Origin of the sequence: Methylobacterium carpenticola (genome assembly GCF_042748905.1) — a bacterium.
Lineage (GTDB): Bacteria > Pseudomonadota > Alphaproteobacteria > Rhizobiales > Beijerinckiaceae > Methylobacterium > Methylobacterium carpenticola.
This window is the reverse complement of record NZ_JBHZEO010000001.1, coordinates 32,257-51,478: the sequence shown is the minus strand read 5'-3', so window position 1 is coordinate 51,478 and position 19,222 is coordinate 32,257. Positions and strand designations below refer to the sequence as shown.

Annotated in this window: 14 protein-coding genes; 4 read left to right on the top strand and 10 right to left on the bottom strand. The window is 72.0% G+C overall.

All coding sequences use genetic code 11. The features are described 5' to 3' along the window. Window positions 1–29 precede the first annotated feature (29 nt). The gene (locus ACE101_RS00235) at window positions 30–1,034 is read left to right on the top strand and encodes a P1 family peptidase (RefSeq protein ID WP_379125519.1); all 1,005 of its coding nucleotides are present in this window, start codon (window positions 30–32) and stop codon (window positions 1,032–1,034) included. A 24-nt stretch (window positions 1,035–1,058) separates the two neighbouring features. On the opposite strand, the gene ACE101_RS00230 is transcribed toward ACE101_RS00235, so the two are convergent. The 3 genes from ACE101_RS00230 to ACE101_RS00220 all read right to left on the bottom strand — a co-directional run bounded on the left by ACE101_RS00230 (window position 1,059) and on the right by ACE101_RS00220 (window position 7,324). Beyond that, window positions 1,059–3,557 carry an esterase-like activity of phytase family protein gene (locus ACE101_RS00230; RefSeq protein ID WP_379125518.1) on the bottom strand — a complete coding sequence of 833 codons (2,499 nt, stop codon included), beginning with the start codon at window positions 3,555–3,557 and terminating at the stop codon, window positions 1,059–1,061. Window positions 3,558–3,770: 213 nt separating this feature from the next. Next, entirely contained in the window at window positions 3,771–5,234 is a 1,464-nt protein-coding gene (locus ACE101_RS00225) for an HlyD family type I secretion periplasmic adaptor subunit (protein WP_379125517.1), read from the bottom strand. Then, entirely contained in the window at window positions 5,231–7,324 is a 2,094-nt protein-coding gene (locus ACE101_RS00220) for a peptidase domain-containing ABC transporter (RefSeq protein WP_379138402.1), read from the bottom strand. The genes ACE101_RS00225 and ACE101_RS00220 overlap by 4 nt, the downstream gene beginning before the upstream one ends. A 753-nt stretch (window positions 7,325–8,077) precedes the next feature. Here ACE101_RS00220 and ACE101_RS00215 point away from each other — a divergent pair. Further along, complete coding sequence (locus ACE101_RS00215) at window positions 8,078–9,124, top strand: TRAP transporter substrate-binding protein (RefSeq protein WP_379125516.1); 1,047 nt, start codon at window positions 8,078–8,080, stop codon at window positions 9,122–9,124. Between the two features lie 68 nt (window positions 9,125–9,192). Further along, window positions 9,193–9,450 (top strand): hypothetical protein, encoded by a 258-nt coding sequence (locus ACE101_RS00210; protein ID WP_379125515.1) that lies wholly within the window; start codon window positions 9,193–9,195, stop codon window positions 9,448–9,450. Window positions 9,451–9,456: 6 nt separating this feature from the next. Here ACE101_RS00210 and ACE101_RS00205 read toward each other — a convergent pair whose 3' ends face one another. The 7 genes from ACE101_RS00205 to ACE101_RS00175 all read right to left on the bottom strand — a co-directional run bounded on the left by ACE101_RS00205 (window position 9,457) and on the right by ACE101_RS00175 (window position 18,112). Then, window positions 9,457–9,759, bottom strand: a complete 303-nt coding sequence (locus tag ACE101_RS00205; RefSeq protein WP_379125513.1) for a hypothetical protein — start codon at window positions 9,757–9,759, stop codon at window positions 9,457–9,459. A gap of 100 nt (window positions 9,760–9,859) precedes the next feature. Beyond that, window positions 9,860–13,111 carry an efflux RND transporter permease subunit gene (locus tag ACE101_RS00200; protein ID WP_379125512.1) on the bottom strand — a complete coding sequence of 1,084 codons (3,252 nt, stop codon included), beginning with the start codon at window positions 13,109–13,111 and terminating at the stop codon, window positions 9,860–9,862. 10 nt (window positions 13,112–13,121) lie between these two features. Further along, on the bottom strand, window positions 13,122–14,435 hold the full coding sequence (locus tag ACE101_RS00195; protein ID WP_379138399.1) for an efflux RND transporter periplasmic adaptor subunit: 1,314 nt from the start codon (window positions 14,433–14,435) through the stop codon (window positions 13,122–13,124). Between the two features lie 143 nt (window positions 14,436–14,578). Next, window positions 14,579–14,956: a hypothetical protein gene (locus tag ACE101_RS00190; protein WP_379125510.1), complete on the bottom strand. Its 378-nt coding sequence runs from the start codon at window positions 14,954–14,956 to the stop codon at window positions 14,579–14,581. Window positions 14,957–15,031: 75 nt separating this feature from the next. Further along, window positions 15,032–15,424 carry a hypothetical protein gene (locus ACE101_RS00185; RefSeq protein WP_379125509.1) on the bottom strand — a complete coding sequence of 131 codons (393 nt, stop codon included), beginning with the start codon at window positions 15,422–15,424 and terminating at the stop codon, window positions 15,032–15,034. Between the two features lie 548 nt (window positions 15,425–15,972). Beyond that, window positions 15,973–17,358 carry an aspartate aminotransferase family protein gene (locus tag ACE101_RS00180; RefSeq protein ID WP_379125508.1) on the bottom strand — a complete coding sequence of 462 codons (1,386 nt, stop codon included), beginning with the start codon at window positions 17,356–17,358 and terminating at the stop codon, window positions 15,973–15,975. An 82-nt stretch (window positions 17,359–17,440) separates the two neighbouring features. After that, on the bottom strand, window positions 17,441–18,112 hold the full coding sequence (locus tag ACE101_RS00175) for a GntR family transcriptional regulator (protein ID WP_379125507.1): 672 nt from the start codon (window positions 18,110–18,112) through the stop codon (window positions 17,441–17,443). Between the two features lie 230 nt (window positions 18,113–18,342). On the opposite strand from ACE101_RS00175, the gene ACE101_RS00170 reads away from it, so the two are divergent. After that, window positions 18,343–19,170 carry an aldo/keto reductase gene (locus ACE101_RS00170; RefSeq protein WP_379138397.1) on the top strand — a complete coding sequence of 276 codons (828 nt, stop codon included), beginning with the start codon at window positions 18,343–18,345 and terminating at the stop codon, window positions 19,168–19,170. Window positions 19,171–19,222 lie beyond the last annotated feature (52 nt).

Below are 19,222 nucleotides of genomic sequence, written 5' to 3'. Positions count from 1 at the left end.
GACGCGTGTCGCAGGCGACGAGGGGGAGCATGACGAACGGCCTCACCGACATCCAGGGCATCCGGGTCGGGCACGCGCAGGATCCGCGGATCGCGAGCGGCGTCACCGCGATCCTGTTCGACGCGCCCGTCACCGCCGCGGTCGACGTGCGCGGCGGCGGGCCGGGGACGCGGGAGACCGAACTCCTCGACCCGGAGCGGACCGTGCCGGGGATCGACGCCCTCGTCCTCTCGGGCGGCTCGGCCTTCGGCCTCGATGCCGCCGCCGGGGTCACCGCGTGGCTCGCCGAGGCGGGGCGGGGCTTTCCGGTGGGCGCGGTGCGGGTGCCGATCGTGCCGGGGGCGATCCTGTTCGATCTCCTGAACGGCGGCGACAAGGCATGGGGGCGCTACCCGCCCTATCGCGACCTCGGCTACGCGGCCGCCGCCGCGGCCGCCGCGGGGCCGGTCACCCTCGGCACGGTGGGGGCGGGCTACGGCGCCGGCACGGCGAACCTCAAGGGCGGGCTCGGCTCGGCTTCGGCGCCGGTCGAAGGAACGGGCGCGCGGGTGGCGGCCCTCGTCGCCGTCAACGCCTTCGGTCGCGTCACGGTGGGGGAGGGCCCGCATTTCTGGGCCGGGCCCTTCGAGATGGGGGGCGAGTTCGGCGGCCACGGCCCGGCCGCGCGCATCCCGCCCGAGGCCTTCGCGTGGCCCCGGCGGGCCCTGGCGGGGGCGAACACCACGCTCGCCCTCGTCGTCACCGATGCCGCGCTCACCAAGGCCGAGGCCCGCCGCCTCGCCGTGATGGCCCAGGACGGGCTCGCCCGGGCGATCGTGCCGGTGCACACGCCCCTCGACGGGGACGTGGTCTTCGCCGCCGCCACGGGCCGGGTGCCGCTCGCGGATCCGCTGGGCGATCTCGCCCGGCTCGGCGACGCCGCGGCGCGCACGCTCGCCCGCGCCGTGGCCATCGGCGTCCACGCCGCGACGGCGCTGCCCTTCCCCGGCGCGCTGCCGGCGTGGCGGGACCGGTTCGGGGCGCCTGCGCGATGAGGGGGTGGGCCGCGCCGCCCGCGTTCAGAACTGGTAGCGCAGCCCCGCCGTGAGGCCGTGGGCGACGCCCGCCTTCGTGCCGATCGCCGCCTGATAGTCCAGGCGCCAGCCGAGGCGCTCGGTCAGGCTGCCCTGGAGACCCGCCCCGACGCCGACGAAATCCGACTGCCCGAACGGGACCGGCAGCGTCGCTGCGGCGAGCGGGTGCTGTACGCTGGCGAGGCGGACCAGGGCGCCGCTCCGCTGCGGCCCGGTCGCGAGATTGTAGGACACGCGCAGGGAGGGGATGAGCGTGTCCCCGAGGCCGTAATAGGCGAGTTCGGCGCCGAAGCGCGCGGTGGTCTGATAGGCCGTCAGCCCCGCATAGGCGAGGTTGTTCCCCGCCGCGCCCTGCTCGGTGTAGCCATCCGCGTGGGCCGACAGATGCGTCAGGCCGACGAAGGGCGTGAGCCGCAGCGCGTCCTTGGTGAAGGGCAGGCCGATCTCGCCATCCGCCGCGAAGGCGGTGCCGCCGGTGCGGCCCTCGGCGGTGAGGCCATACGCGCCCGGCCGGCGGATGCCGCTGAAATCGATGAACGGCGCGCCGCCCAGGATGCCCTGGGCGTAGAAGTCCGGCCCGTAATAGCCCGCATAGGCCGAGGCCGTGAAGGCGCTCTGGTCCTGGCGGAAGCCCCGGCCGCGGCTGAGCGAGCCGCCGCCGCCCCCGACCGACAATCCGGCCCGCCAGGACCCGCCGAAGGCGAAGTCGATCCCGGCCGTGCCCTGCGCGATGGTCCGGTCGATGGTGAGCCCGCCGTTGCGCGGCAGGTCGGCGAAGACCACGTCGCCGCCGAGCCAGAGGGCCGGGCCCCCGGCGCTCCAGGCGCCCGCCGGCGCGCCCGTGCCGCGGCGCAGGGCCGAGAGGTGATCCTGCACGCCGCGGATCGCCCCGCCCGCGAAGCCGAGGCCGCTGGCCGCGAGGCCCTGCAGCACCACGGGCGCGGTCTCCTTCATCACCGCCAGCGAGTAGGGATCGACGTAGGTCGGCAGGGTCAGCCGGTAGGCCAGCAGGATGTTGTCGTTGTTGATGCCGGCGTCGTAGGGCTGGCCGTTGATGCTGCCCTGGCGGGTCAGGAAGTCGTTGTCGTTGCCCACCAGCAGGAAGTAGTCGTTGGGCGCCCGCTCGCTCAGCACCGGGACCAGGCCCATTGCCTCGAACTTCTCCGAGAGCGTGGTCTGGCCGGCCGGGTTGGTCGAGAGGTTCATGCCGAGGCGGCCGAGCTGGACCGGGTTCAGCATGTTGACGACCTCGCTCGTCCGGACCGGGGTGATGCCGGGATTGAGCGTGCCGTTCGGCGACAGGGGCGTCGTGCCGTCATAGGCCGAGCCGGCGATGTTGGTGGCGCCCGCCGTATCGACGAGGAGCACGCTCTTGTAGACGATCGGCGTGGTGTTGCCGGTGCCGAGCCCGTTGGAATCGCGCGCCAGGACCAGGAACTGGGTGTCGTTCAGGGCGAGCATCTCGCTCTGCGCGGCGGTGCGGTTCGGGGCGCCGCCATTGCCGTTCTGCTGGTAGACCGGCAGTTGCAGCACGTATTCGCGCACCGGGGCGGCCGGCGTCGGGTTCGCCGAGACGTCGTAGACGAGGATGCGGGTATTGGACCGCTGCTGCTGGCTGGGCCCCGAATCCTGGAGCGTCGCGCTCTGCAGGATGGCGACGAGGCCGCGCCCGTCAGGGGTCAGCGCCAGGGCTTCGAGGCCCTGGTTGTTGCGCCGGCCCGTATCCGGTGGGGTGACCGAGTTGAAGGTGAGCGCGCCGCCCGTCACCGGCTTCAGGGCCGCCGGGATGCCGAGGATGCCCTGGAGCCGCCCGTCGCGGTCGAAGTAGTAGACGTTCGGGCCGTACTCGTCGCTGACGTAGAAGGAGCCGTCGAGCTTGCGCACCAAGCCCTCGGCGTCGAGGCTGATGCGGCCGGCGCTGGGGCCGGTCGGGGCCGAGGGCAGGGTGGCGCCGAGCTGCACCGTGGTCCCGTTGGCCGGGTCGAGGCCGCTGAGGCGCTGGCCCTTGGCGTCGGTCAGCACGAGGCCGCCGGCCGGCGTCATCACGATCTGGCGCTGCGAGTCGGTCGATTGCGGCAGGGCGGCGCCCGTATGGGGCGTGAAGCTCAGGGTGAAGCGGTTGAGCCGCCCGGCGTAATCCGAGAACAGGCCGCCATCGGGATTGTTGTAGCCGCGGTCGGGCAGCGTGAAGAGGGTGCCCGTGTAGCTGTCCCCGGTGCGCCGCCAGCTCGGCAGGTCGACGGCCAGCGAGGAGAACGAGCCGAGCGAGTCGCCCAGGAAGTCGCGGGTCGTGGCGGGCAGGCGGGCGACGCCCTGGAGCCCCTGGTTCACGAATGTGGCGCCGCCGACATCCACCGAGACCGGACCGTCCGCGGCGGTCAGGTTCGGCGTGCGCACCTGAAGATTCTGCGCCCCGGCGCCCATGCACGTGCCGGACAACAGACCCCCGGCCACCAGCGCGGCCCGGATGTGGTGCGTGCTCACGATCGACTCCCTGTTTCTCATCCGTCTCCGCTTTGCGGTCGGCAGATGACAGGGACGTGACGAAACCGGTCTTCGTGCCGCCGCGCCGGCACGATGCGACGATGATGGCCGGCGCGCCACAGTCGAGACAACTTGAAACCGAAAGCTGACGCAGGGATCCAGCTTCGGTTGTGCTTTCGGAACCGGCCCGCGCCGCGGGCCGGTGTCCCGGGCTCAGGGCTCCCGGATCGCCTCGTCGAAGCCGCGCTTCAGCGGATAGATGAAGTAGGAGATCACGCTGCGGGTGCCGACCTTGATGTCGGCGGTCACGCTCATCCCCGGCATCGGGCTTGCGCCCTCCGGCAGGTTGCGCAGCTGCGAGCCCGTGAGGACGATCTGGCCCCGATGGGCGACGCCGCCCGCCGGGTGGAGCTGCGGCATGCCCCCGCTCGGGCCGAGGCTCATCGCGGCGGCGTCCATCCCGATCGAGCGCAGGCGGCCCGTGAGGGAGCCGTGACGCTGGTAGGGGAAGGCGTCGATCTTGATCGTCACCGCGTCGCCGGCCTTGGTGTAGCCCACATCCGCCGAGGCGATCGACACGTCCGCGTAGAGCGGCGCGCCCGAGGGCAGCAGCGTCAGGATCGGCTCGGCCGGCTGCACCACCGAGCCCACGGAGCGCCGGGCCACGTCGATCACGATGCCGTCCTCGGGCGCCACCAGGGCGACGAGATCGGTCATGAGGTTGGCCTTGACCACGTTCTCGCTGAGGCTCTTCTCCTCGCGGCGGGCCTTGATGAGCGCGTCCATCAGGTCGCTGCGCCACTTGTCGATGAAGACCTGGCGCTCGGCCTGCTTGGTGGCGAGCTGGTTGGTCAGCTCGCTCAGCCGGTTCTGCTCCTCCTGGCTGTCGCGCTCCGCCTTCATGCGGCTCACCGACGAGCCCAGATAGGTCACCCGCGAGGCGACGCTCTTGGAATAGAGCTTCGCGTACATCGATTCGAGTTCGGTATAGACGTCGAATTGCAGGCGCAGCGAGACCGCGTTGACCTTCGCGGTGCCCATGCTGCCGGTGATGCGCTGGATCTCCGCGTCGTAGGCGCGCAGCTGCGCGGCGAATTGCGACTGCCGCTGCCGGTAGAGGCTCGCCTGGAGCTGCACGTCGCGGGACTCGCCGACGAAGCGCGGCTCGGTGCCGTCGAGCTCCGCCTGGATGCGGTCGATCTCCGCCCGCAGGGCGGTCTGCTGCGCCACCAGGGTGCTGCGGTCGGCCTGCGCGAAGGTCGGGTCGAGGGAGGCCAGCACGTCGCCCTTGCGCACCGAATCGCCCGCCTTCACCCGCAATTCGCGGATGATCGAGAGCTGCAGGGGCTGGAGCACGATGGTGGGGGCGTCCGCCAGCAGGCGGCCGGGGGCCGACACCACGATGTCCGCCCGGATCAGGCTCGCGGCCGCGACGAGCGCGACCACCAGCGCGACCACCCCGTAGAGCGTCAGGCGCAAGGGCCCCGGCGGGCGCGAGGCGAAGATCTCGTCGAGGTCGGGGGCATCGTCGAAGGCCGGCCGCGTCGGCGCGGCGCGCGCGAGCGTGCGGCGGGCCCAGGCCAGGGAGGGGGCTCCCTCCGGGCGGCGCCGGGACCGGTCGGGGGAAGCCGCCGGGACGGCGGGCTCCTGCGGGGGAGGACGGCGCAGCAGGATCACTGGATATGCCTGGTCTGCTGGTGCCAGAGGCGCTGGTAGACGTCGCAGCGCGTCAGCAGGGTGGCGTGGGGGGCGTAGTCGACCACCCGGCCCCGGTCGAGGACGAGGATCGAATCGGCGCTCGCCAGGGAGGCGAGGCGGTGCGAGACGATGACCATGGTGCGGCCCGCGGCGATCTCGGCGAGGTGCTCCTGGATGATCGCCTCGCTCTCGGGGTCGAGGGCGCTCGTCGCCTCGTCGAAGATCAGGAGGCGCGGGCGCAGCACCAGGGCCCGGGCGATGGCGATGCGCTGGCGCTGGCCGCCCGAGAAGTTGGCGCCGTTCTCCTGCACGAAGGTGTCGTAGGAGGCGGGCAGCCGCTCGATGAACTCGGCCGCGCCCGCCATCCGGGCCGCCTCGACGATCTCGGCGAGGGGCGCGTCGGGCCGGGCCGCCGCGATGTTGTCCCGGATGGTGCCGCGGAACAGGAAGTTCTCCTGCAGCACCACGCCGATGCTGGTGCGCAGATGGACGAGGTCGATCTGCCTGAGGTCGATGCCGTCGAGGCGGACCGCCCCCTCCTGCGCGGTCTGGATCGCCTGGATCAGGCGCGTCACCGTGGTCTTGCCCGAGCCCGAGCGCCCGACGATGCCGATCACCTGCCCGGGCTCCACCGTGAAGCTCACCCCGTCGAGGGCGGGCGCGGCGGCGCCGGGATAGCGGTAGGTCACGGCGTCGAAGTCGAGCCGGCCGGTGACCGGCGGCTTCATGCCCGGCCGGCTCGGATCGCGCTCCGGCGGGTGCTGCATCACCGTGCCGAGCATCTGCACGGCGAGCCGGGTCTCCTGCGATTCGTTGACGAGTCCGACGATCTGGATGAGCGGCCCGGTGACCCGGCCCGCCACCATGTTGAAGGCGATCAGCGAGCCGATGCTCAGGTGGCCGTCGAACACGTCGAGGGCGCCGAGGCCGAGCACGCAGATCTGCATGCTCTTCTCCAGGCTGCTGGTGAGGACGTTGGCGAGCGTCGCGAGCCGCCCCACCGAGGCGCGCCGGCTCACCCCGGTCGCCACCGCCTCGTCCCAGTCGCGCAGGCGGTAGGGTTCGAGGGCGAGCGACTTCACCGTGCGCATGCCGTGGATGGTCTCGACGAGATGCGCCTGGCGCGAGCCCTCGGCCTGGTAGAGCCGGTCGAGATGGTGCCGGAAGGCCGGGACGATCAGACCGATCACCGCCGCGATGGCGATCGAGAACACCAGCACCACGAGAGTGAGCTTGAGGCTGTAGAAGGCGAGCAGCCCCACCGTGATCGGCAGGGTCAGGGCGTCGAGGGTGGCCTGGAACAGCCGTCCGGTGAGGAAGTTGCGGATGGTCTCGGTCTGCTGGAGGTTGCGCGTCAGCGCCCCCGCACTCATCGACTCGAAGAAGTGCAGCGGCAGTTGCAGCAGGTGCTGGAAGGTGCGGGAGGCCAGCCGCGCGTCGACCTTGTTGGTCAGGAACAGCATCAGGTACTGGCGCGTGTAGGCGAACAGGCCGTCGAACACGACCAGGATCGCCGCGATGATGATGATCGCGCCGAGGGTCTGGTAGCTGTGGTGGCCGATCGCCTTGTCGATCAACACCTGGAACACGAGGGGCGTGGCGAAGCCGATCAGCGTCGCCATGGTGGCGGCGACGGCGACGTCGCGCAGGTAGCGGCGCTGGCGCAGGATCTCCGGGATGAACCACGTCAGGCCGAAGGTCTGCGGCTCGGCGGGCTGGGGCTTGGCCTTGCGGCAGACGATGACCGCGCCCGCCCAATCCCGGCCGAACTCGGCCCGGGTGAGGCGCATCGCGCCCTCGGCCTCGCGCTGCGGGTTGAGGACCATCACGCCCGGGCCGTCCGGCCCGTCGGCGGCGTTGACGATCAGCACCCAGCTGCCGTCCTTGAGGAGGGCCATCATCGGGTAGGCGCTGCCGAGCGCGGCGAGGTGCTTCCAGCGCCGGCCTTCGAGCAGCTTCCCTTCGAGGCCCGCCCCCGCGAGCACGCGCAGGATCGAGCCGGTGAGATCGGTCTCGCTGATCCCGGACAGAGCCTCGGGCTTCAGCTGGACGCCCCGGTGGAGCGACATCACGAACAGGCAGCGGATCGCCGTGTGATGCCGCGACAGGAGGAAGGAGGCAGGTGCGTTCACGGCGTGGTCCGCTCGGCGGATCGGCGCGGGGCGCGCGCGGCGTCCGATGAGAGAGAGGGGTCGGCAGGGCCGGGCGGCGGGCGTCCGTCATGCGGCCGGCCGGGCCCCGACGGCTTGAGCCTCGACGGTTCGGCGGCAGCGGCGTCCGGCCGCGAGAGCATCGTGGGGCGCTGGCATGGCGGCTTCCGCGTGGCGGGAGGAGGATTCGGGCGCGAGACCGGAGCGGCGCGGGATCAGGCCGCCGCACGGCCGGTGTCGCGCCGGAATGCGCCGCCGCCGGAACCCACCGCGCATCGTTGATCCGCCCGGTTGCCGGAGCAAAAGCGGTTGCCGGCCGAGATTGCTTCGGTCGAAACGCGGTCACCGGGGTCGAGATGATCGTGCTGTCCCACGGTTGCTGCCCTCTCAACCGGCCGGTTCGGTGCCGATGACAATACGGCGCTACTCATCTCAGCCTCTCGATCGCGTCGTCCTCAAGGCTGCGCTGCGGAACGGCGGCGGGCTCGACGGGGTGAGCCGGCGCTGCCGTCTGCTGTCGCGACACTGGAGTGTCTCCCTCTACAATTCGTTAACCATGCCGAGGCGGGCCGGATTGATGCCGAGCGCGACTTGTGCCGGGCTGGCGTCCAGGGGAGCCTGTCGGCCGGGGCTGCGTCTCGGCGGCCCCTCCATCACGAGGCGATATCCGCGATGTCCCCGCATTCCCGTCGGTCGTTCGCGACCACCCGCCGGCCCGCCCGGAACCGGCGAGCGATTCTGGGCCTGCTGCTCACCCTGCTCGCGACGACGCTCCGGCCGGCCCTCGCCGCCGATCCCTGGGTCATGACCACCGAGTACCCGCAGAGCAACATCTCGGGTGCCGGGCTCACGACCTTCGCGCGGCTCGCTGCGGAGCACAGCCAGGGCGCCGTCACGGTGGCGCCCGCCTTCGACAACACCCTGAAGATCCCCGCGGCCGCGATGCTGCGGGCCGCGCAGGACGGCCAAGTCGCGGGCGGCGACGCCTTCGCGGGGCCGCTCGAAGCCGAGGACCCGGTCTTCGGCCTGCCCTCGCTGCCCTTCCTGGTGCAATCCGTCGAAACCGCCAAGGCGGCCGTGGCCCGGGCCCGGCCGCTCTACGCGCAGGCCCTGGAGCGGCGCGGCCTCCAGCTCCTCTACGTGACGATCTGGCCCTCGACCGGCCTGTGGTCGGCGCGGCCCCTCGGGAACGTCGAGGACCTGCGGCGGATCCGGGTTCGCACCTACGACGCGACCTCGGCGGAGGTCATGCGCCAAGCCGGCGCCACGGCGGAGTTCCTGCCCTTCAACGAGGCGATCGCGAAGGTCCGCAGCGGCGCCATCGACGCGATCCTGACCTCCGGCGACGGCGGTGCGGGCCGCAAGCTGTGGGACGACCTGCGCCACTTCACCTCGATCAACTACGCGATCCCGATCTCGGTCGCCTTCATCCGGAAGGACGTGCTGGCGGCGCTCCCGCCGGAGCAGCAGGCGGCCGTGATGCGGGCGGCGGCGGAGACCGAGCGCAGCCAGATCGAGCGGCTCGCCACCCGGACCGCCGAGAACTACGCGCGGATGCGCGAGAACGGAGTCGCGATCGAGGATCCCGCGCCCGCCGCCCTCGTCGCGGCCCTCAAGCAGGCCGCCGCGGGGTCCGTCGCGACCTGGAAGGGCAAGGTCCCGCCCGAGGCCGCCGCCATCGCGGACTGGGCCGCCGCGCAATCGGGCGCGCCCCGCTGACGCAGAGGCAGCGGGGCGCGAACTCCTCTCCCGGTCCCGCGTTGAACGGGGGAATCAAGGAGACGACCATGCCGCTGTCGCGCGCGGCCCTCGCGGGGTTCGCCCTCGCGCTCGCCGCTTCTCCCGTTCTCGCCCAGGCGGACCGCACCGGAACCGGCGGCGGCCCGCTCTCGACGCAGCGCGCCCCGAACACGACCGCCGTCGGCCAGACGAAGCCGCCGAGCCGCGAGGCGAGCCCGGCCACCACCGGCAGCATCGAGCGGCGCACGCCGCGGCAGCGCCAGGATGACGCGATCTCGCGCGGCATCTGCGTCGGCTGCAACTGAGGCCCGTCACGGCTCCTCGGCGGCGTCCTCGTCGAGGACGTCGTGATGGTCCGGGTTGTCGGGCATGCACAGCCGCCCGGTGCAGACGATGATCACGCGGTCGGGCGTCGTGCCGAGGCAGATCACGTCGTAGACGCTCCGCGGGCCGTCGCGCAGGAGGATGCTGGTCGCCCGCGGGATGCAGCCGGCCTGTTGCAGCGCGCGCTTCAGCTGATGATGGCCGGCCTGTGCCGGCGCGGCGATCACCATCGCCGTGAGCGCGAGTCCCTGCGCCACGCGGCGGGCAGGGACGAGACGGGCGAGACGCATGCGATGACCTCGTGACGGGGCGGGAGGGGAGGACCCCTCCTCGCCGGGATGCCGGGTGACGCGAGGAACCCTGCCACCATGAACGAGCACGGCCGCGATCCTATTCCGCCGCGTGCCGCAGCGGCGCGCCGCCGAGGCCCTGCGGCGCCGCCTCACCCGGGGCCGCCGCCGAGGTCGCCGCGCCGAAGCGGGCGTAGAGCGCGGGCAGCACCACCAGGGTCAGCAGCGTGGCGCTGATCAGGCCGCCGATCACCACGGTGGCGAGCGGGCGCTGCACCTCGGCCCCGGTCTCCGTCGCCAGCGCCATCGGCACGAAGCCGAGGGAGGCGACCAGCGCCGTCATCGCCACCGGCCGGAGGCGGGTGAGGGCACCCTCGACGATCGCCGCCCGCGTCTCCATCCCGCCCTGCTGCGCGAGGTGCTTGATGAAGGTCAGCATCACGAGGCCGTTGAGCACCGCCACGCCCGACAGGGCGATGAAGCCCACCGCCGCCGGCACCGAGAACGGCATCCCGCGCAGCCACAGGGCGACGATGCCGCCGGTGAGGGCGAGCGGCACCGCGCTGAACACCAGGAGCGCGTCCCGCGGGGAGCCGAGGGCCGAGTAGAGCAGCAGGAAGATCAGCACGAAGCAGGCCGGCACCACCACCATGAGGCGCTGGCGGGCGGCGGCGAGGTTCTCGAACTGCCCGCCCCAGGACAGCCACGCCCCGGCCGGCAGCCGGACCTGCGCCGCCACTCGGCCCTGCGCCTCCGCCACCACCGAGGCGATGTCGCGCCCGCGCACGTTGGCGGTGACGACGATGCGCCGCTTGCCGTTCTCGCGCGAGATCTGGTTCGGCCCCTCCGAGAAGTCGAATCGCGCGACCTGCCGCAGCGGGACCGAGGCCGCCTTGCCCGCCGCGGCGAGGGGCACCGGCAGGTTCCGCAGGGCCTCGATGTCCTCGCGCAGGGCGTCGGGCAGCCGCACCACGATGGGGAAGCGGCGGTCGCCCTCGAACACGACGCCGGCCTCCCGGCCGCCGATCGCCGCGCCGATCACGTCCTGCACGGCGGCGTGGCTGAGGCCCAGGCGGGCGATCTCGGCCTTGTCGACCGTGATCTCCAGCACCGGCAGGCCGGTGACCTGCTCGACCTTCACGTCCCGGGCGCCCTCGACCCCGCGCAGGATGGTCGCGATGCGGTTGGCCGCCGGGAGCAGCGCGGCGAAATCCTCGCCGAACACCTTGACGGCGAGGTCGCCGCGGGTGCCGGCCAGGAGCTCGTTGAAGCGCATCTGGATCGGCTGCGTGAACTCGTAGTTGTTGCCCGGCACCGCGTTCACGGCGGCCTGGATCTGCCCGATCAGCGCGTCCTTCGGCAGGTGCGGGTCCGGCCATTCCGCCTGGGGCTTCAGGATGATGAAGGTGTCCGAGACGTTCGGCGGCATCGGATCGGTGGCGACCTCCGCCGTGCCGGTCTTGCTGAACACCAGGGCCACCTGCGGGAAGGCGGTCACCGCCTTCTCGACGGCGAGCTGCATCGCCTGCGACTGGCCCAGCGCCGTCGAGGGAATGCGCATCGCGTGCATGGCGATGTTCTTCTCGTCGAGCTGGGGGATGAATTCCTGGCCGAGCCGCAGGAACAGAAGTCCGCTCGCCAGGAACAGCACCACCGCGAGGCTCAGCACGGCCATGGGCGCGCGCAAGGCCGCCAGGAGGACCGGCCGGTAGACCGCCTTCAGGCCGCGGATGACGACGTTCTCCGATTCCTGCACCCGCCCGGTGACGACGATGGCGATCAGGGCCGGCACGAAGGTGAGCGACAGCACGAAGGCGCTCACGAGCGCGATGATCACCGTGAGGGCCATCGGCGCGAACATCTTGCCCTCGACGCCCGTGAAGGTGAGGAGCGGCACGTAGACGAGGAGGATGATGGCCTGCCCGTAGACCGAGGGCTTGATCATCTCCTCGGCCGAGGCCTGCACGGTGGCGAGCCGTTCCTCCAGGGACAGCCGGCGGCCGAGATCGTGCTGGCGCTCGGCGAGGTGGCGCAGGGAGTTCTCGGCGATGATCACCGCGCCGTCGACGATGAGGCCGAAATCGAGGGCCCCGAGCGACATCAGGTTGGCGCTGATCCGTCCCTGCACCATGCCGGTCATCGTCATCAGCATGGCGACCGGGATGACGAGGGCGGTGATCACCGCCGCCCGGACGTTGCCGAGGAGCAGGAACAGCACCGCGATGACGAGGGCCGCCCCCTCCAGCAGGTTCTTGGCCACCGTGCGGATGGTGGCGTCGACGAGCTGCGTGCGGTTGAGGACCGTGCGCACCTCCACCTGCGGCGGCAGCGTGCGGGCGATCTCCGCGAGGCGGGCCTCGACGGCGGCCGAGACGGTGCGGCTGTTGCCCCCGATCAGCATCAGGGCGGTGCCGACCACGGCCTCCTCGCCGTTCTCGCTCGCCGAGCCGGTGCGCAGCTCCCGGCCGATGCCTACGGCGGCGACGTCCGCCACCCGCACCGGCACCCCGCCGCGGGCGGCGACGACGATGCGGCCGATCTCCTCCAGGCTCTCGATGCGGCCGGCGGAGCGCACGACGATGCCCTCGCCGTTGCGCTCCAGGTAGCCGGCGCCGCGGTTCTGGTTGTTCTGCTCGATCGCCTCGGCGACGTCCCGGAAGGAGAGGCCGAGGCCGATCAGCTTCGCCGGGTCGGGCTGGACGTGGTACTGCTTCTCGAAGCCGCCGATCACGTCGACGCCCGCCACGCCCGGCACGGTCTTGAGCTGCGGGCCGATGATCCAGTCCTGCACGGTGCGCAGGTAGGCGGCCTGCTCGAAGCCGGGCCGCAGGCGCTGGCCCTCGGGCGTGAGATAGGTGCCGTCCGACTGGAAGCCCGGCTGCCCGTCGCGGACCGTCCCGGCCGCCGGGCGGACGTAGTGGACCGTCCACATGGTGATCTCGCCGAGGCCCGTGGAGATCGGCCCCATGCGGATCTCGGCCCCCGTCGGCAGGTCGGCCTTCACCTGCGCCAGCCGCTCGCTCACCTGCTGGCGGGCGAAGTAGAGGTCGGTCGCCTCGCTGAACACGGCGGTGACCTGCGAGAAGCCGTTGCGCGAGAGCGAGCGCGTGTAGTCGAGCCCCGGGATGCCCGCGAGGGCGGTCTCGACCGGGTAGGTGACCTGCTTCTCGACGTCGAACGGCGAGAGCTGAGGCGCCACCGTGTTCACCTGGACCTGGTTGTTGGTGATGTCCGGGACGGCGTCGATGGGAAGCTTCGTCAGCGAATAGGCGCCGATGGCGGCGGCGACGAGGGAGAGAAGCAGGACGAGCCAGCGCTGCCGGACCGAGAAGGCGAGGATGCGGGCGATCATGGGCGTGTCCTCAATGCGCGTGCTCGGCCTCGGCCTTGCCGAGTTCCGCCTTGAGGACGAAGGAATTGGTCGTCGCGACCGCGTCGCCGGGATCGAGCCCGAACACCACCTCCACCGCCTCGTCGTCGCCCTTGCCGAGCACCACCTCGCGCTTCTCGAAGCCCTCCTTGTTGCGCACGAACACCACCTGCTCGCCGCCGATGGCCTGCAGGGCACCCCGCGGCAGGCGCAGGTCCACCGCCTGCTCCTCCACCGCCACCCGGACGGTCGCGTAGGAGCCCGGCCGCCAGGTCAGGTCCGGGTTCTCGATGGCGGCGATGACCTTCGCCGTGCGGGTCTCCGCGTTCAGGAGCGGGCTGACGAAGATGATGCGCCCCGCGGCGGGCTTCTCGCCGGAACTCGTGACGAGCGTCACCGCCTGCCCTTCCTTCACCGCCGACAGGTCCCCGGTCGGCACGGCGAGTTCGACCCAGACGCGGGAGAGGTCGGCGATCGTGTAGATCTCCTTCTCCTGCCCCTCGGCATTCACCGGCGAGCCCACATCGACCCGGCGCTCGATGATGCGGCCGCCGATCGGCGCGCGCAGGCCGTAGCGCTGGAGGCCGAGGATCGGCGTGCGCCGCAGGCCCGCCATGTGCTCGTCCTCCCCCGCCGCGAGCTTGGGGGCCGGGGGCTTGGCGGCGAGCGCGGTCGCCTCGTCGTCCGGCACGCCGAGGGCCGAGAGCTTCTGGCGGGCGAGATCGACCTTGAGCTGCGCCTCCACCAGGGCGGTGCGGGCGCGCAGGAACTGCTGCTCGGCCGAGACCTTCTTGTCCCAGAGTTCGTGGTCGCGGTCGAACAGGGTCTGCTGGAGTTCGAGGCCGACCACGGCCGCGATGAGGTCGTTCTTGGCGTCGGCGACCTCGCGGCTGTCGAGCACCGCCACCACCTCGCCCTTCGCCACCGGATCGCCGATGCGCTTGCGCAGCTCGGCCACCGTGCCGACCACCTTGGCGGCGACGCGCGCGACGCGGTCGGCGTCCGGGACGACGGTCCCGGGCACGGCGAGCGTGCGCCGCAGCACGCCCGCCGCGACGGGCTCCACGGCGATCTTCGCCGCGGCGATCTGCTCGGGCGTGAGGGCGACATGGCCTTCCGGCCCCTCCTTCTCGCCCTCGCCGTGATCGTGGCCGCCGTGACCGTGCTCGGCGGTCTCCTTCGGCGGGACGAGGGCGTCGAGGCCGGCGGCCGCGACTATGGCTTTCGCCGTGCGGGAGACCTCCGGAACGAGGGCACCCACGGCCACTCCCGCCGCGAGCGCGGCCGGGACGAGCAGAAAACGGATCATTGCAACAATCCCCGTGGGCGCGCATCGGGCGGCCCGGGTCATGGCCCCGCGAGGGCCGGTCGGCCTGGACGTGCGGCGCCGTCCCTCGGCTCAAGGGACCGGCTGCGCTTTGCGGGACGGCTATCGCCGTCCGCCCGGCGTCAGGCGCGGGGCGGCCTGCGCGGCGGGGCGGCGGCGGCGGCCGGCACCGTCTCGTCGGCCCAGGCGAAGCGGCGGCCGGCGACCGGCATCGTGCCGGGCAGCGCGCAGGCGGCCGCGGGAGCGACCGCCTGGTGGCAGGCGCAATGGGCGCAATGAGCGGGCACGGGATCCGGCGCCCGGTCGGTGCCCGCATCGCCGACCGCGAGGCCGAGATGGACGGCCCCGTGGACGGCCGGCTCCGCGGCGGCGCGCTCGGCTGCCGGGAGGACGAGCATCAGGACGAGCGCGAGGGCGAGGCCGCGCGCGAGCGCGCACCACCACGCGCCCGCATCGCGGCGGGCGCTCCGGCGTGTCGTGCTGGTCGCGGCGTGGGTCACGGGTCGGTCCTCGGGCCGCATAAAGCCGCATCCGGGCCGATCGAACAAGATCGGTCCCGGGGTGGCGGTGCTGCGCTATCGGGTCGCGTCGAGGCTGTAGCGCCCCTTCCCGGCCTCGCCCGCGGGCGTGCGCAGCGAGACGGTCGCGCGAACCTTGCCGTCCACCGGGAAATCGATCCGGCCCGAGAGGCGGTTCTCCCCGGAGGGCTTCAGCTCGACGAGCTTCTGCTCGTTGCCCCTGGCGAGCACGGTGGCGGTGGCGGTGAAGGCACCGGCATCGACCTTCCGGTCCCGCTCGTCGACGATGTGGAGGGTCATCTCCGCGCCCTTCACCACCAGCTCGGCCTCGTAGGGCCCGATCTGCTTGATCTGCCCGCCATTCGCGGCGGGATGATCATGGGCGAGCGCCGGAACCGTCAGCCCCGCGATCAGCCCGAGGGCCGCCAGTCCCGCATGCCAGCGCGTCATCCATATGTCCCCGTGCGGAGTCGAATCGGCGTGACTTTAGCCCAGACATGGGCTCCGCGACGATGTCGGCGAGGTGCGAGTCTCCCCTCTTCCAGGCGGGCTGCGCTGTTCACGCATCCCGGTTGCCGGCTCATCAGCGGAACGAATCTGGAGGGCGTCCCGCTCCTCAGGCCGAGATGCTCCGAAGGAGCCTCGAAGCACGCCGCAGGGCTGATCCAAGTGCCGGCCCAAGTGCCGGTCCAAGTGCCGGTCCAAGTTTTGGCGCCCTGGAATCCGATTCTGGGATGCTTCGAGGCTCGCCTTGCCCGCCTCTCAGCCTGAGGGGCGACGGTGACTGCCATGCATGGGATTTGCGATTTTTATTGGATTATCCTGGCTCCCGTTTCGATGTGCGCGCGCACATCGACCCGCTTGGGATAGAAGACGCGCGCCTGATCTCAGGATGTTGGTGCGGGAAAGACTGCGTGAATGCGCAAGCCCCTCGGGAGAGGGGTTCCCCGCGCCTCGTCGCATCGCCGCAGAGCCGCTTGTTCCCACGCGGCGGCGTCTCACGCCGCCAGCAGGCCGGCCGGCATCTCGGCGAGGGTCTGGTCGAGGGAGATGCGGACCTGCTCCACGATGGCGTCCACGCCCGCCTCGTCGATGATCAGCGGCGGGCAGAAGGCGAGGGCGTCGCCCATGGCCCGGCTGATCACGCCGTTCGCCTGCAGCTTCGCGTTGACGAGGCCGCCGAGCTGGCCGATCGGCTCCAGGGCCGTCTTCGCCGCCTTGCTGGTGACGAGCTCCACCGCCGCGATCAGCCCGACGCCGCGCACCTCGCCCACCAGCGGGTGGTCGCGCAGCTCGCCGAGCCGCGCCTGAAGGTGCGCCCCGACCCGGGCGGACTGCGCGACGAGGCCGTCCTCCTCGATGATGCGGACCGATTCCAGCGCCACCGCCGCCGCGACCGGGTGGCCGCCGCCGGTGAAGCCGTGGCCGAAGGTGCCGATGCGGTCGCTCTCGGCGATCACCGGATCCAGCACCCGCGCATTGGCCACCAGCGCCGAGATCGGCAGGTAGGACGAGGACAGGGCCTTCGAGAACACCATGACGTCGGGCTCGATCCCGTAGGTCTCGCAGCCGAACATCCGCCCGGTGCGGCCGAAGCCGCAGATGACCTCGTCGGCCACGAGCAGGATGTCGTACTTGCGCAGCACCGCCTGGATCTTCTCCCAGTAGGTGGCCGGCGGCACCACGACGCCGCCCGCGCCCATCACCGGCTCGCCGAAGAAGGCCGCGATGGTCTCCGGCCCCTCGGCCAGGATCAGCTGCTCCAGCTCCTCGGCGCGCCGGGTCGCGAAGGCCTCCTCGCTCTCGCCCGGCAGCGCGTCGCGCCAGTGGTGCGGGCTGCCGGTGCGCAGGATGCCGGCGAGCGGCAGGTCGAAGGAGCGGTGGTTGTTGGGCAGCCCCGTCAGGCTCGCCGAGGCGATCGTCACCCCGTGATAGGCGCGCTCGCGCGCGATGATCTTCTTGCGCTGCGGCTGGCCCATCGCGTTCGCGCGATACCAGATGATCTTCATCACCGTATCGTTGGCCTCGGAGCCGGAATTGGTGAAGAACGCCTTGCTCATCGGCACCGGCGCCATGGTCACCAGCTTCTCGGCGAGGTCGATCAGCGGCCCGTGCGACTTGTGGGTGAAGGAATGGTAGTAGGGCAGGCGCTCCATCTGCCGGGTCGCCGCCGTGACGAGGCGGGATTCGTTGAAGCCGACCGCGACGCTCCACAGGCCCGCCATCGCCTCGATGTAGCGGGTGCCGCTCGTGTCGTAGACGTGGATGCCCTCGCCGCGCTCGATCACCAGCGGCCCGACCTCCTGATGCTTCTTGGCATTGGTGTAGCCGTGCAGGTGATAGGCGACGTCGCGCGCCTCGGGGGAATTGGGAACGAGGGTCATGGTCTCTCCTGCGGCAGGACGCAGCCTTGATGGATGATGCATCATCCGTGCCGCGTTGTCGAACGAAAGCGCGGGTGTCGGGTCAGGCCATCTCCGGTTCCGCGGCGCGGATCCGCGCCAGGATCGGCCGCCCGCCGCTGCGGATGTCCTCGATGATCGCCGCGCTGGCGCCCGCGCCGTCCCCTCGCCGGAGGGCCTCCACCACCGGGTAATGGTGGTCGATCATGGCGCGGCCGCCATCGAGATAGGCGTCGGCGATCACCGGCCCCATCTGCAGCCACAGGCGCCGCAGGATCCCGGTGAGCAGCGGCAGGCCGGCGATGGCCGGCAGCAGGAAATGGAAGGCTTGGTTGAGTTCGGTGGCGCGCTGCCGGTCGCCCGCCGCGAGGGCCGCCTCGTTCTCCCGCACGATGGCTTCGAGCCGGGCGATGTCGGCCGGGCCGGCCGCCTCCGCCGCCGCCTCCGCCGCCATGCCCTCGAGCCGCATGCGGATGCCGCGGATCTCCCGGTAGCGCGGCTCGGTCATGGTCGGGATGCGGATGTCCCGGGGCGAGCGGAAGACGATCGCGTCGTCATGCGCGAGCCGCAGGATGGCGTCGCGCACGGGCGTGACGCTGGTGCCCAGCCGCTCGGCGATCTCGCGGATCCGCAGGCGGTCGCCCGGCTGCATCCGCCCCTTGATCAGCGCCTCGCAGAGGGCGGCGTAGACGGTGTTGCTGAGGGTCTCGTGGTCGACGGGGGGCAGGTCGGTCATGAAGCCCTCCGGAGCAAGGCGCGGCATCGGGTCATCGATGCATCATATTGCGATCCGCGCAAAGGCACCGGCCGATCTCCGGCGCATCTGATGCGGATGCCCGCCCCGCCTTGGAACGAGGCGCAGGGGGCTGGCGATGGTAGCCCACCACGAGCCCTCCGCGTTCCTTGAAGTGTCGGAGGTTTTCGACGCAAAACCGGCGACCATTGTTGCGAAACCTGCCTGGCACCATGCGCACCCTCACGCTCCGCACCGCCTCCATCCCCGTCCTCGGCCAGGGCACGTGGCGGATGGGCGAGTCGTCCCGCGACCGCCGCGCCGAGGCCGAGGCGCTCCGCGCCGGGATCGACCTCGGCATGACGCTGATCGATACCGCCGAGATGTACGGGGAGGGCGACACCGAGAGCTTCCTCGGCGAGGCCCTGGCGGGGCTGCGCGACCGGGTCTTCCTGGTGAGCAAGGTCTATCCGCACAATGCCGACCGGGCCCGGCTGCCCCGGGCGCTCGCGGCGAGCCTGCGGCGGCTGCGCACCGACCATCTCGACCTCTACCTGCTGCACTGGCGCGGGGACGTGCCGCTCGGCGAGACCGTGGAGGCGCTGGAGGCCCAGGTGCGGGCCGGGACCATCCGGGCCTGGGGCGTCAGCAACTTCGACGCCGACGACATGGAAGAGCTGAGGCAGGCCGGCGGCGGCGCCTGCGCGGTCAACCAGATTCTCTACAACGTGACCCGCCGCGGGCCGGAATTCGACCTCCTGCCGGCTCTCGCCGCCCAGGGCATCGCCGTGATGGCCTACAGCCCGGTGGAGCAGGGCCGCCTGCCGCGCACCGGCGCACTCGCCGCAGTGGCGGCCCGGCACGGGGCGACGCCCTATCAGGTGGCGCTCGCCTTCACGCTGCGGCACCCGGACGTGGTCGCGATCCCGAAGGCCGCGCGCCTCGCCCACGTGCAGGAGAACCGCCGGGCTGCCGATCTCGTGCTCACCGCGGAGGACCTCGCGACCCTCGACGCCGCCTTCCCGCCGCCCCGCCGCAAGACCCCGCTCGCCATGCTCTGAGCGTCATTCCGCCGGCCGAAGCGGCCGGTGCCGAAGGGGTCGCCGGTTCGGC